This window comes from Corallococcus sp. AS-1-12, assembly GCF_020036995.1.
Classification (GTDB): Bacteria; Myxococcota; Myxococcia; order Myxococcales; family Myxococcaceae; genus Corallococcus.
In genome coordinates this window covers 39,369-52,279 of the sequence record NZ_JAIQDD010000006.1, presented here as the reverse complement: position 1 = coordinate 52,279, position 12,911 = coordinate 39,369, and the positions used below count along the sequence as shown (strand labels likewise).

The window sequence follows — 12,911 nt, the reverse complement described above, 5'->3', positions numbered from 1 at the left end:
CGAAGAAGCCTTCATGAACCCCAAGCTCCGCTCGATTCTCTTCTGGATCCACCTGGTCTGCGGCCTCGTCGTGGGGCTCGTGGTCGCGGTCATGTCGTTCACGGGCGCGGCGATCGCGTTCGAGTCGCAGATCGTCGACTGGGCGGACCGTGACGCCCGCCACGCGGCGCCTCCCGCGGAGGGGGCCGCGCGCCTGACGCTGGAGCAGATGATCGCGAAGGCGAAGGAGGCGAAGCCCGCCGTGCCGCCCTCCGGCGTGACGGTGTCCTCGGAGCCGGACAGCATGGTGACGGTGGCCCTGGGCCGCGGCGCCGCCGTCTACGTCCACCCCTACACCGGCGAGGTGCGTGAGCAGGGCGCGCGGGGCTGGCGCTCGTTCTTCCACACGATGGAGGAGCTGCACCGCTGGCTCGCGGCGTCGGGCGACAGCCGCGCCGTGGGCAAGGCCGTCACCGGCGTGGCCAACCTGGCGTTCCTGTTCCTGGGCCTCACCGGCATCTTCCTGTGGTGGCCGCGCAAGTGGAACCCGCGCGCCCTGCGGCCCATCCTGTGGTTCCGCCGCGGGCTCAAGGGCAAGGCGCGCGACTTCAACTGGCACAACGTCATCGGCTTCTGGTCGCTGCCCGTGCTGGTGGTGCTGACCGCGTCCGGCGCGGTGATCTCCTACAAGTGGGCGTCGAACCTGGTCTTCACGCTCACCGGCAACGAGCCGCCCGCGGCGCAGGGGCCCGCCGCCTCGGCGCCCGTGGCCGTGCCCACGCCCGCGCCGGGGACGCAGCCCCAGCCGCTGGATGCGCAGTTCGCGGCCGTGATGAAGCAGTCCAACGCCTGGGAGGCCATCACCCTGCGCCTGGCCACGCCCCAGGGCGCCGGAGGCCCCGGTGGCCGTCCCGAAGGTGCTCCGCGAGGCGAGGGGGGCCCGCGTGGCGAAGGGCGCGCGGAGGGGCGCGGCGGTCCGAAGGGCCCGCAGGCCAGCGTCTTCACCGTCCGCGAGCAGGAGCGCTGGCCGCTCTTCGCCACCAACACGGTGTCGCTGGATCCGTACACGGCCCAGTCCCTGAAGACGGAGACGTACGCGGACTTCAACAGCGGCCGGAAGCTGCGCACGTGGCTGCGCTTCCTGCACACCGGCGAGGCGCTGGGGTGGATGGGCCAGCTCATCGCGGCGCTCGCGTCCTTCGGCGCCGTCTTCCTCGTCTACACCGGCTACGCGCTCTCCTGGCGCCGCTTCGTCCCGCGCCGCAAGACGCAGCCCGTGGCCCCCGAGATCCCGGTGGCGCCGCCCGCGGAGTCGAAGACGAACGCCGCCTGAAGTCGCGGCTCGGCAAGCCCACGCATCCCCGAGGCCCGGACCGCGAGCGCGGCTCCGGGCTTCGTCGTCTTCACCCGGCGGCATGTGGCATTCGTCCGTCTGATGCAAAGCAGTGCAGGGCCATCTGTCTGCCTTTGCTCCTTGTTGTGTCGACGGGAAGAAATTTCTTGTATCGAGCAACGGGGTCCTGCATATGAGAATCATTCTCATCTAGGCAGTGCTTCCTTCCCGAGGGGATTCGTGTCCACAGCAAAGCCCGGTCGTACTGGTATCCGCTCCACGCATGGCAACCCTGGCGGCGTGCGTGGCGCGCTCTGGCCCTGGGGGCCCGCCGCCGTAGGCCTCGCCTCCGCCCTGGCGGCGGGTGGCGCCGTGGCGCAGGAGACGCCGGTGACGGGTGAGGCGGCGGCGCCGGTGCAGGAGTCCCGGCCGGCGGAGCCCGCCCCCGTGGGCCAGGAGGCCCCGGCCCCCGAGCGCACCCCGGAGTCCGCGCCCACGGCGGACGCGACGGCGGAGGAGGCCGGCGCGGACGACGCGTACGTGCTGCCGGAGGTGTCCGTGGAAGGCGAGACGCAGAAGTACAACGTCACGGAGCCCAGCCTGACGCGCCTGCCCCGGCCGCTGGTGGACACGCCGCAGACCATCACGGTGGTCCCCGAGCGCGTGATGGAGGAGCAGCAGGCGACGACGCTGCGCGATGCCCTGCGCAACGTGTCCGGCATCACGGTGACGGCGGGCGAGGGTGGCCGCCAGGGTGACTCCTTCTCGCTGCGCGGCTTCTCCGCCCAGACGGACACGCTGCGCGACGGCGTGCGTGACCTGGGCTGGTTCACCCGCGACACGTTCAACCTGGAGGGCGTGGAGGTCTACTTCGGCCCGTCGTCGGTGCTGTTCGGCCGCGGCTCCACGGGCGGCGCCATCAACCTGGTGACGAAGAAGGCGCGCAAGGGCTCCTTCACGGACCTGCGCCTGTCCGGCGGCACGGCGCCAATCGGCCGCATCGAGGCGGACGTCAACCAGGAGCTCTCCGACGGCATCCAGTTCCGCGTGAGCGCCGTGGGCCAGTTGGCGGGCGTCGCGGGCCGTGACGTCGTGAAGGAGAACCGGGCGGGCATCGCGCCGTCCGCGCGCTTCCAGTTGGCGGACAAGGTCGCCCTGGAAGTGGACTACTTCTACCAGCACGAGGACAGCGTGCCGGACTACGGCCAGCCATACTTCAACGGCTACCCCGTGGGCGTCACCCTGGACGTGCCCCGCGAGAACTTCTACGGCGTGAAGGACAGCGACGCGGAGCTCGTGAACGTGCACATCGGCACGGCGCGCCTCCTGGCGGACCTGGGCGACACCTTCCGCCTGACGAACACGCTGCGCTACGGCGGCGTGGACCGCTTCGCCCGGCCCACCGCGCCGCGCGGCCTGACGCCGGCCACCAACCCCACCACCATCGGCCGTCAGCGCTTCGAGACGTCCATGGAGAACATGTACTTCGCGGACCAGTTGGACGTGCGCGGCGTGTTCAACACGGGCTTCCTCAAGCACACCGCCAACTTAGGCCTGGACGTGTCGCGCGAGCAGCGGGAGCTGGGCCGCGTCAACCTCACCACGGCCAGCGGCAACCTGCCGGCGGACCTGTTCGATCCGGACCCCACCCCGGACCTGTCCGGCGTGAACCGCGTCCCGGGCGCCACCAACTACAGCCGCCAGTGGAACCTGGGCGCGTACGCGTCGGATCAGATCCAGGTGGGCAGGTACGTGGAGGTCCTGGGCACCGTGCGCCTGGACAACCTGCACAGCGACTACGAGACCCATGCCGCGACGGGTGACGTGGCGGCCTTCGAGCAGGAGAACAGCCTGTTCAACTGGCGCGTGGGCCTGGTGCTCCACCCGGCGGAGAACACCAGCGTCTACGGCATGTACGGCACCTCCCAGAACCCGAGCGCGGAGCTGGCCACGCTGGCCAACGACACCGTCACGCTGGATCCGGAGAAGAACGAGACCTTCGAGATCGGCGCCAAGTCCGACCTCATCCAGGAGCGCCTGAGCGTCAACGCCGCCCTCTTCCGCACGAACAAGCTGAACGCGCGCGTGCCCAACTCGGATCCGGACGGCCCGCCCACGGTGCTGGAGGGCAAGCAGCGGGTGCAGGGCTACGCGCTCGGCATCGCCGGCTCGCCGGTGCGCCGCTGGAACGTGTTCGCCAACTACACGTTCCTGGACGCGAGCATCCGGGAGCACTCCAATGACTTCCTGGAGGGCCAGCGCCTGGTGAACACGCCCAAGCGCAGCTTCTCGCTGTGGACCACGTACGCCATCCTGGACACGCTGTCCGTGGGCGGTGGCGCCACGTACCAGGACGTGGCCACGGTGAACAACCCGGCCAACGCGACGGTCGTGCTCAGCAAGGTGCCCAACTACTGGCGCTTCGACGCGTTCGCGTCGTACTCCATCCAGAAGGTGGACCTGCAGCTCAACGTCTACAACCTGACCGACAAGCTCTACTACGACGCGTACTACGGCGGTCAGGCCGTGCCGGCGGACGGCGTGTCGGCGCTGCTCTCCGCGCACGTGCGGTTCTAGTCGCGCGCGTCACCCGCCGGGCGTAGGAGGACCTTCATCATGATGGTGCACATCCCGCAGGTCCTCACGCCCGAGCAGGTGGCCCACTGCCGCGCCGTCTTCGACAAGGCGGCGTGGGAGGATGGCCGGACCACCGCGGGCCGGCAGTCCGCGCAGGTGAAGAAGAACCTCCAGCTCCCCGAAGGCAGCCCCGCGGCCCGGGAGCTGGGGGACCTGGTGCTGGCCGGCCTGGAGAAGAGCCCGCTGTTCATCTCCGCCGTGCTGCCCCAGCGCGTCTTCCCGCCGCTGTTCAACCGCTACGAGCAGGGGATGGACTTCGGCTCGCACGTGGACAACGCCATCCGGCCCATCCTGGGCACGAACCAGCGCCTGCGCACGGACGTGTCCGCCACGCTCTTCCTCAGCGAGCCGGACAGCTACGACGGCGGGGAGCTGGTGGTGGAGGACACCTACGGCAACCACTCGGCGAAGCTGCCCGCGGGGGACCTCGTCGTCTACCCGTCCACCAGCCTGCACCACGTCACGCCGGTGACGCGCGGGGTGCGGCTGGCGTCGTTCTTCTGGGTCCAGAGCATGATCCGCGACGCGGGGAAGCGCGCGCTGCTCTTCGACATGGACACGTCCATCATGCAGCTCACCCGCGAGGTGCCCAAGAGCCCCGCGCTGGTGATGCTCACGGGCGTGTACCACAACCTCCTGCGCCAGTGGGCGGAGCCCTAGCGGGCGCAGGAGCCGCTAGCCGCGCTACTCCGGGCTGACGTGCAGGGTGAGCACCGGGCAGGCGGCGTGGCCCACCACCTTCTGCGCCACGCTGCCCAGCAGCATGCGGGTGAGCCCCTTGCGCTGGTGCGTGCCCATCACGATGAGGTCGTACTTCCCGCGCTCGGCCTCCTCCAGCACCACGTTGCCCGCCTCGCCAATCACCACGCGGTGGGACAGCGCCACCGGCGCGCTGCCGTCCACCTTGCGCAAGAGCGCCTCCAGCTCCTTGCCCGCGGTGTCGCGCGCCATCGCCTCCAGCGACGTGGCGTCCCAGCCGGGCGAGGCCACCAGCAGGTCCGGCGCCACGTACTGCGGCGGCTCCCAGGCGTGCAGCACGTCCACCGTCGCGCCGAAGGGGCGGGCGAGCTGCAGCGCGTAGTCCACGACGGACCGGGAACCGTCCTTCAGGTCCACCGGCACGAGGATGCGTGAAGGGCCAGGCATGGGTGTCCTCCTGCTGCGGGAGCGCTGGAAGGTAGATGCCCGCCCGCCGCCAGGGCAAGGGGGCATCCAGGGAGGGCCGAGCAGCGGGGCGGGCACGCAGGGTGCCCCGCGCATGGGCACCTTCCTGTCCGAGGTCCTGCCCCCATATGCGCCCTCCCATCGACAACGGTACCGTGCTCATCATCGGCGCTGCTGGCGGCATCGGCCGCGAGCTCGCCCGGCTCCTCTCCCCGCGGGTCAGGACCCTGGTGCTCGTCGCGCGCGACGTGGACGACCTGGGCAGCCTGAGGGAGGAGCTGCTCGTCCAGAACCCCACCCTGGGGGTGATGGTCCGCGCGTGCCGGATGGATGATCCGCGCGCCGTGGACGCGCTCTTCGAACACCTGGAGCGCCACTACGTCCGCGTGGACGTGCTGATCAACAACGCGGACTACGCCTCCAGCGGGCTGTACGCGGACGAGCGCTGGAGGCGCATCGAGGAGCTGGTGCAGGCGAACGTGCTGGCGCCGGCCATGATCACCCACCGCCTGCTGCGCCCCATGCTGGAGCGCGGGCGGGGCGGCATCCTCACGGTGGGCTCGGGCGCGGCGCGCCTGTTCCTCCCGGGCGCGGTGACGTTCGCCGCCACGCAGCGCTTCCTGGACGGCTTCAGCGAATCCCTGCGCCTGGAGCTGAAGGACGCGGGCATCCCCGTCACCTTCGTGGCCCCCGGCCCGCTGGCGCTGGAGCCGCACCTGGAGGGCGAGGTGTCGCCGTTCTTCGAGCTGTCCCTGCGCCAGTGCGCCCGCGAGGCCCTGGCGGGCTTCGAGCGGGGCGAGGCGGTGGTGTACCCCGGCCTGGGGCACCGCTGGGTGATGCGGCTGCTGCGCTTCCTGCCGCGCTCCTTCAAGCGCGGCCTGGGGCGGCTGGCGCTGGGCGGCCTCAAGCGGACGCTGCTCCTGAACCCGTCCGGGCCCACCGGCCCGGATGCGCCCCCCCGGCCGGTGCTGCTGGCCGGAGGAGAGCCTTCGTCCGCCACGTAGCGGCGTGGCGGCTACAGGCCGATCTCCGCCAGGCGCGCCTTCACGCGCGTGGCCTTCACGCCGGTGTTGGCCGTGCCGCGGCCCTGCGAGTTGCCGCCGATGCCGATGTGGTGCAGCGCCACCACCTGGTTCGTGGCCGTGGAGATGACGGGCGAGCCGGACGAGCCGCCCAGCGTGTCCGCGTCGTAGGAGATGTCCGTGGTGCTGTAGCTGCCGTTGAGCACCTTGCCCGGCGAGGACTTCTTCGTCGGCGTGCAGGACGGCGTCGTGTAGTAGTCGCAGTTCTGGTTCACGACGTACACGCTGTCATTCGTCGCCGCGTTGGTGCCGGAGACGGTGAGGAAGCCGTACACCTGGCCGGGCAGTTGGCCGTTGACGGCCGCGCAGCGCAGCGCCGTCATGTCGTCCGTGCTCCACGTCTTGATGAACGTGGCGCACGAGTACCAGACGCGCGAGGCGGACGCGACGCCGTCCTCGTAGTTGAACGACACGCGCGCGCCCACCGCCTCCGACGCGCTGCCCACGCAGTGGTTGTTGGTGATGACCACGTCGTTGGAGACGAGCCACGCCGTGCAGCGGCTGCCCACCGCCGGGATGGAGAGGTAGCCCACCGCCAGCGACCGGGTGCGCTGCGTGCCCGTGAGGGACGTGGCGCTCACCCAGTTCAGCGTGCCCACGATGACGTTGGACTCCTGCGACGCCAGCGCCTCGTTGGGCTCCGCGTCCGGCACGTCCAGGGGCTCCACGGAGCCACACGCCGTCAGGCCCATCACCAGCATCGCACCCACGAGCTTCTTCGCGGCCATCTCTGACTCTCCCCCCGCGCGGCATTGCGCGGCGCGGGTTCCCCAGGCACGCCCCGTGCCAGGAGGCCCGCCAGAGGAGACCCGCCGTCACGCCCCCGTGACGGTGGAGCGTGGATGCTCCGTGCAACCCGGTTGCGTTTGTAAAGAAACGTCACGTTCCCCGGCGAATCCCCAGCCATCCCGGGGACTTGCGTGATTTTCATGGAGTGCCGCTTTTGCGGGCATCCGGGGCGCGCCCCTGTCCCAGGCGGAGACAGGGGCGGGCAGGGCGGAATTCTTCAGCCGATGATCATGTCCTCGCGCTCGAGGGTGCCTTCCTCGAAGCGGCGGAGGTTGAAGCGGGTGAAGAGCTCGTCGGAGCCGCCGGAGGTCATCCACTGGGCCATCCGCTCCGCGACGGCGGGGGCCATCATGAAGCCGTGGCCCACGAAGCCGGACAACTGGAGCAGGTTGTCCAGGCCGGGGGTGCGCCCGAGGATGGGGTTGTTGTCCGGGGTGACGTCGTAGAGGCCGCCCCACTGGCGCAGCACCTTCACCTGGCCCACGTGCGGGAGCTGCTCCGTGAGGGCCTGGGCGAAGCGCGCCACGAAGCGCAGGGTGCTGCCCATGTTGGGGCCGGCGGGCTCCTTCGGGTCGCCCATGCCGCCGACAATCTCACCGCGCATGGACTGGCTGAAGTACAGGCCGGTGTCGAGCACCGACACCAGCGGCGACAGGAAGGGCTTGAGCGGCTCGGTGCTGAGGATCTCGTGGCGGTGCGGCTCGTTGGGCAGCTTCACGTCCGCCAGCTTCGCGACCGCGGGGCTCCACGCGCCGGAGGCGAGCACGACGGTGTCGCAGGCGATGTCGCCCCGGTCCGTCTTCACCTTGCGCACCTGGCCGTTGCTCGTCTCGAAGCCGGTGACGTTGGTGTACGTCTCCACCTTCACGCCGCGCTTCACGCAGCCCTGCGCGTAGCCCCACAGGAAGGCCCAGGGGAAGATGACGCCGTCCTCCGGGTTGTAGGCCGCCGTCACGCAGTCCTTCATCGTGAGGTCCGGGACGATCTGCCGCGCCTCGTCCGCGGTGATGATGCGCGTGGGCACGCCGTACCTGTTGTGCAGGGCGGCGTTGCGATCCAGGCGGTACGCGGTGTCCTTGCGCTTGGCCAGGAAGAGGTAGCCGCCCTGGCGCAGCCAGACGTTGACGCCCAGCTCGCGCGCGAAGCCCTTCATCAGGTCGATGGAGCGCTTGGCCAGCTCGATGAGCGCCGGGGTGCCCCACTGCATGCGCACGCCGCCGCCGTTGCGGCCGGACGCGCCCGCGCACAGGTAGCCGCGCTCCAGCACGACGACGTCCGTCTCTCCGCGCAGGGCCAGGTTGTACGCCAGCGACAGGCCCATGATGCCGCCGCCGATGATGACCACCTTCGCCTTCTGGGGCACCGGCCCCTCCGGGCGCAGCGCGGACGGGAAGTGCTCCAGCTCCTGGGGCACGCCGCCCACGGGCGGGACGGACTCGTCCACCGGCGCGCTGGCGAGCACGCGCAGCTCCGTGGGGTACAGCGGCGGGCGCGGCGTGAAGGGCACCACGCCCTCCGGCTTGAGCGCCGGGGCCTTCTGCTTGAGCAGCGCGGCCACCGCGGCGTGGCAGCTCTTGCCCTGGCAGATGCCGGTGCCGAAGCCCGTGTAGCGCTTCACCGACTCCACGTCGTGGTAGCCGCGCTCGATGGCGTGCTCCACGTCCGTGACGGTGACGTCCTCGCAGGTGCAGACGAGCGCCTTGCTCATGACAGCCCTCCCAGCAGCGCCCGGGCCGCTCTTGCGCCCATGGCCGCGGCGTCCTTCGCCGTGCCGGGCTTCGCCACGTCGCCCGCGACGAACACGTCCGCCGCCTGCGTGCGCCCGTCCGCGTCCGCCTCCACCCGGAAGTGGCCCGCGTCCGCGTCGAACTCCACCTTCGCGCCGCCCTGGCGCGCCAGCTCGAAGCCCGGCGCCACCGGCACGGACACCACCACCGCGTCGCACGACACCTTCTGCTTGCGCCCGCCCTGGGGCGTGAAGCTCAGCGCCGTGACGCCGCGCAGGCCGTGGGCCTTGAGTCCGTCGCCCACGACGGCCTTGGGGTGCGCGTTCGCGGGCAGCGGGCCCTTCAGGTCCACCACCGCCGCCACCTCCACGCCGCGCTGGGTGAACAGGTGCGCCAGCGCGTGCAGCTCCGGGCCGTGGCCCACCAGCGCCGCGACCCGGGGCGCCACGCCGTGCTTGCGCAGGAGCAGGCTCGCCGCGCGGCCCGCGAGGACGCCGGGCAGGTCGTTGTTCTCGAAGGGGAGGGTGGGGGGATGGCCGCCCACCGTGAGCAGGAAGCGCTTCGCGTAGACCTTGAGCAGCCGCAGGTTCGCGGCCTCCCGCGCGGTCACCGCCAGGTAGCGGCCGTGCTCGTCGTCATACAGGCCGATGACGGTGGCGTCGCGCACCACGCTGCCCTGCGGGAACGCGGTGGCCTCCGGCACGAAGGGCGCGCCGTCCTCCGGGGCGCCGTGGGCCAGCCGTCCGCCCAGGTTCGCGTCGCGCTCGAAGAGCAGGAAGGGCACGCCCTGTCCGGCGAGCACCCGCGCCGCCTCCAGGCCCGCCGCGCCGCCGCCCACCACCGCGACGGAGGTGTGCAAGGTGCGCGGGGGCAGGGGCGCCGGGCCCGCCTCCTTGGGCAACAGGCCCAGGCCGGCCAACTGCCGGGCCACGCGCGCCATCACGTCCTCCGCCACCGGCACGCCCGCGAACATCTCGTGGTGATCCAGCCGCTTGGGGAAGAACCAGTCGATGGTCTCGAAGATGTCCACCTTCGCGGACGGGTACGCGTTCTGCCGCTCCAGCCGCATGCCCTCCTTCGCGGGGGTGCGGCAGGTGTAGACGTTGGGCAGTCCGTCCACGCGCATGAGGCAGTGCGAGCAGGCCGCGGCGAAGCAGTACGGGCCGCGCGGGCGGTGGTACTTCACGGAGCGGGAGAGGACGTTCTCGCCCGCGGCGATGAGGGAGCACGCCACCGGCTCGCCTTCGATGGCGGGGATGCTCTCGCCCTCGAGGTCCACGGTGATGGCCCTGCCGCGCGGGGTTGCGTCTGGGAGGCGTCGCATGGGTGCCGCGCAAAATGGCGCACCCGACGGAGCCGGTCAAAGCCTGTCAGCGCCCGCCCGCCCGCCGCCAACACCCGGTCACGACAGCGCAGGTGATGGCGCGCGAGCGTGGGGCTTGTTGGAGAAGGAAAAGCCCCACTCCCGGTGCGCTCGGGAGCGGGGCTTCATGATGCGGTGTGGCAAGCCCGGGTGGCCGTGAGGCCGGGTGCGTCAAACCGGGTTCTCGCTCCGGGGGAAGATGGGCTCCGGCATGCCCCGGCCGCGGTAGCCGAACCGGGTGCGGATGACCGCGCCGAAGGCCAGCGGGGTGAGGATGAGGTTGAGGACCACGCCCAGCACCGGGATGTGGCTCACCAGGAGGATGAGGCCCAGGCCCAGGGCGAGCACCACCGCCTGCGTCTTCCTGCCGCGCAGCACCGGCAGCCGCGTGCCCACCTCGCTGGCGACGGCCGCGTAGCCCAGCGCCGTGCCCAGCATGGAGGCGACCAGCAGGGCGAACGCCACCGGGATGCCGATGAGCGTGACGCACAGGACGATGGTCAGCGGGATGAGGGCCGCCATGCCGACCAGGCCCACCCAGAAGTTGCGGGCGGGGTTGGCTCGGATCTCATCCCCCAGCTCCTTCATGCGCGCCGGGAAGAACATCTGCCCCAGGAAGCCCAGGCCGAAGAGCAGCGCGAACTGGAGGATGAAGGACGCCAGGCCGCCGCCGCGGCTGTCGCGGTCGTCATCGTCGTCGTGGTCCACGGACGCGTCGTGGTTCTGCACGTCCTGCATGCCGCGCTTGATCTCACCCGCCACCATGCGGCCCAGGCCCGCGCCGCCGAAGGACTCCAGGCTGCCCTCCACCCTGGCGCCGTCCGCCTTCTGCACCTGGCCGCCGAAGGCGGACACGTCACCCTCCACCTGCGCGTTGGGCCCCAGGATGACGTTGCCGCCGAAGGCGTGCGCGTCTCCCTCCACGTGGCCCTGGATCTCCAGGTTGCCGCCGAAGGCGACCGCGTCGTCCTCCACGGTGCCCTTCACGATGAGGTTGCCGCCGTACACGACGGCGCTCTCCACGGACTCGCCCTCCTTCACCTCCAGGTTCTGTCCGCGGGCCACCACGTCCCGGGCGCCGCGCTTGCCCTTCTTGTGCTTGAAGCTGTCGCGGAAGCTGCGGATCTCCTCGCGGATGCGCTGCTTGGCGGCCTCGGCCTCTTCCTTCGCGGCCTGCTTGGCCTCCTCGCGGGCCTGCCGGGCCTCCTCGCGCGCCTCCTCGCGGGCGCGCTCCGCCTCTTCGCGGGCCAGGGCGCGCTCCTCGGGCGTCGCGTTCGCGTCCACCGCCACGTCGGGCGGCGCGGCGGGGGCCGGCGGCGCGGGCGGGGCGGGGGGCGCGGCGGGCGCCGTCACGGCCGCGCTCCCGCCGGACTCCTTCTCCTTCGCGGTGAGCGGGCGCAGCGTGAAGATGGAGCCGTCCTGCTCCAGGTGGAGCGAGTAGGCGCGGGCCACGGTGCGCAGGGCCTGCTCGGCGCTGATGCCGCGCAGCCGCACCTCCGCGGGGGTGTCCAGGTCGCCGGTGACGACCAGGTTGAGGCCGCCCTTCTCCGCGAAGGTCTTGAGCGCGTCCCGCAGCGAACCGCGGAAGCTCACGTCGATGGTGCGGGCCGGCGCGGTGGCGGCGGCGGGGGCCGGGGCGCCTTCCGCGAGCGCCACCGGGGCGCCGAGGAGGAGGGTCGGAAGCAACAGGCGGGGGAGGATCTTCATGGTCACGCTCAGGCTTCGGAGAGGGACGGAGGAGGGGAGCCGGCCAGGCGCTTCAGGCCGAACAGCGACGTGAACACGACGAACGCGACGATGCAGGCCACCGCCAGCCCCGCGGTGCTCCACAGGGCGTGCGCACCGCTGAACAGCCCTTCCACGAACGCGCGGCCGTCACGCACGCTGGCCGCGAACGCGGTGCCCATGCGGCCGAGCGCCCGGTCACTGCTGAACAGGACACCCAGCCCCATTGCCAGGGACGTGAGCAGGATGCACAGGCCCGTCCACACCTCGCGGCGCTGGGGCACGGGGCTCTCCGCGACGCGGGCCATCACGTTCACGACCAGCGACGGGGGCGGCAGCGGATCCGCCAGCCGGAACAGGTCGTTCTCCAGCAGGCGGTGGTCCTCCATCAGGGCGGCGCACGCCTCGCACTCCGCGGCGTGGTCCAGGGCGGGGCCCTCACCGGCCTCCAGCTCCGCGAAGAGGACCTCCAGGTCGGGGCAGGGGGTGGGGCTCATCGCGTCTCCTCCTCGGCGGGCGCCATCTTCTTGCGCAGCTTCTCACGGGCCCGGAACAGGCGCGCCATGATGGTCCCGGGCGCGCAGCCCATGATCTGCGCGATCTCCTTCGTGGTGCGCTTCTGGACGTAATAGAGGGCCAGCACCTCACGGTCGTCCACGGAGAGCGTCTCCATGGCGGCCTCCAGCGACTGCCGCTCCTCGCGCGCGATGGCCCCGTCCTCCTGGGACACCTCATTGCTGGGGAGCACCTCCTTCATGGGCTCCAGCTCCTCCGTGCGCACCTTGGTGCGGCGGCGGAGCAGGTCCAGGCAGAGGTTGCGGGTGATGGCGAGCACCCAGAGGTCGAACGGGCGCGCGTCGTCGTAGCGGTGGAGGTTCTGGTACGCGCGGAGCAGGGCCTCCTGCGCGACCTCCGCGGCCTCCGCCTCGCTCTGCAGCAGGCGCAGCGCCAGTCCGTACACCGGGCGCTGCACGCTGCGCACGAGCGCTTCGAAAGCGGACGGGTCCCCCTTGCGGGCGGCCTGCACGTCCGCCTTCCAGGGGAGCGGGGCGGCGTCCTCAGCCATCAGCATTCCGATGGCCATGGGGAGCGAGTCGAGGGCAAGAGCGTTC

Annotated in this window: 11 protein-coding genes; 4 read left to right on the top strand and 7 right to left on the bottom strand. The window is 71.5% G+C overall.

Annotated elements, in window-relative coordinates:
• Nucleotides 1-13 precede the first annotated feature (13 nt).
• The 3 genes from K8556_RS12025 (at nt 14) to K8556_RS12015 (ending at nt 4,609) form a co-directional block, all read left to right on the top strand.
• Nucleotides 14-1,312 carry a PepSY domain-containing protein gene (locus K8556_RS12025; RefSeq protein WP_223740189.1) on the top strand — a complete coding sequence of 433 codons (1,299 nt, stop codon included), beginning with the start codon at nt 14-16 and terminating at the stop codon, nt 1,310-1,312.
• Between the two features lie 300 nt (nt 1,313-1,612).
• Nucleotides 1,613-3,889 (top strand): TonB-dependent siderophore receptor, encoded by a 2,277-nt coding sequence (locus K8556_RS12020; RefSeq protein ID WP_223740188.1) that lies wholly within the window; start codon nt 1,613-1,615, stop codon nt 3,887-3,889.
• A gap of 39 nt (nt 3,890-3,928) precedes the next feature.
• Nucleotides 3,929-4,609: a Fe2+-dependent dioxygenase gene (locus tag K8556_RS12015; protein ID WP_223740187.1), complete on the top strand. Its 681-nt coding sequence runs from the start codon at nt 3,929-3,931 to the stop codon at nt 4,607-4,609.
• A gap of 24 nt (nt 4,610-4,633) precedes the next feature.
• On the opposite strand, the gene K8556_RS12010 is transcribed toward K8556_RS12015, so the two are convergent.
• Nucleotides 4,634-5,095, bottom strand: coding sequence for a universal stress protein (locus K8556_RS12010; RefSeq protein ID WP_223740186.1), 462 nt, complete (start codon nt 5,093-5,095; stop codon nt 4,634-4,636).
• A gap of 146 nt (nt 5,096-5,241) precedes the next feature.
• Here K8556_RS12010 and K8556_RS12005 point away from each other — a divergent pair, with 146 nt between their 5' ends.
• Nucleotides 5,242-6,117: an SDR family oxidoreductase gene (locus K8556_RS12005; RefSeq protein ID WP_223740185.1), complete on the top strand. Its 876-nt coding sequence runs from the start codon at nt 5,242-5,244 to the stop codon at nt 6,115-6,117.
• 11 nt (nt 6,118-6,128) lie between these two features.
• On the opposite strand, the gene K8556_RS12000 is transcribed toward K8556_RS12005, so the two are convergent.
• The 6 genes from K8556_RS12000 to K8556_RS11975 form a co-directional block, all read right to left on the bottom strand.
• Entirely contained in the window at nt 6,129-6,923 is a 795-nt protein-coding gene (locus K8556_RS12000) for a serine protease (RefSeq protein ID WP_223740184.1), read from the bottom strand.
• Between the two features lie 278 nt (nt 6,924-7,201).
• Nucleotides 7,202-8,692: an FAD-dependent oxidoreductase gene (locus K8556_RS11995; RefSeq protein ID WP_223740183.1), complete on the bottom strand. Its 1,491-nt coding sequence runs from the start codon at nt 8,690-8,692 to the stop codon at nt 7,202-7,204.
• Nucleotides 8,689-10,035: a 2Fe-2S iron-sulfur cluster-binding protein gene (locus K8556_RS11990; RefSeq protein WP_223740182.1), complete on the bottom strand. Its 1,347-nt coding sequence runs from the start codon at nt 10,033-10,035 to the stop codon at nt 8,689-8,691. Before K8556_RS11990 ends, K8556_RS11995 begins: the two co-directional genes overlap by 4 nt.
• 210 nt (nt 10,036-10,245) lie before the next feature.
• Nucleotides 10,246-11,781, bottom strand: a complete 1,536-nt coding sequence (locus tag K8556_RS11985) for a polymer-forming cytoskeletal protein (protein ID WP_223740181.1) — start codon at nt 11,779-11,781, stop codon at nt 10,246-10,248.
• Between the two features lie 8 nt (nt 11,782-11,789).
• Complete coding sequence (locus tag K8556_RS11980) at nt 11,790-12,296, bottom strand: hypothetical protein (RefSeq protein ID WP_223740180.1); 507 nt, start codon at nt 12,294-12,296, stop codon at nt 11,790-11,792.
• On the bottom strand, nt 12,293-12,865 hold the full coding sequence (locus K8556_RS11975; protein ID WP_223740179.1) for an RNA polymerase sigma factor: 573 nt from the start codon (nt 12,863-12,865) through the stop codon (nt 12,293-12,295). Before K8556_RS11975 ends, K8556_RS11980 begins: the two co-directional genes overlap by 4 nt.
• Nucleotides 12,866-12,911 lie beyond the last annotated feature (46 nt).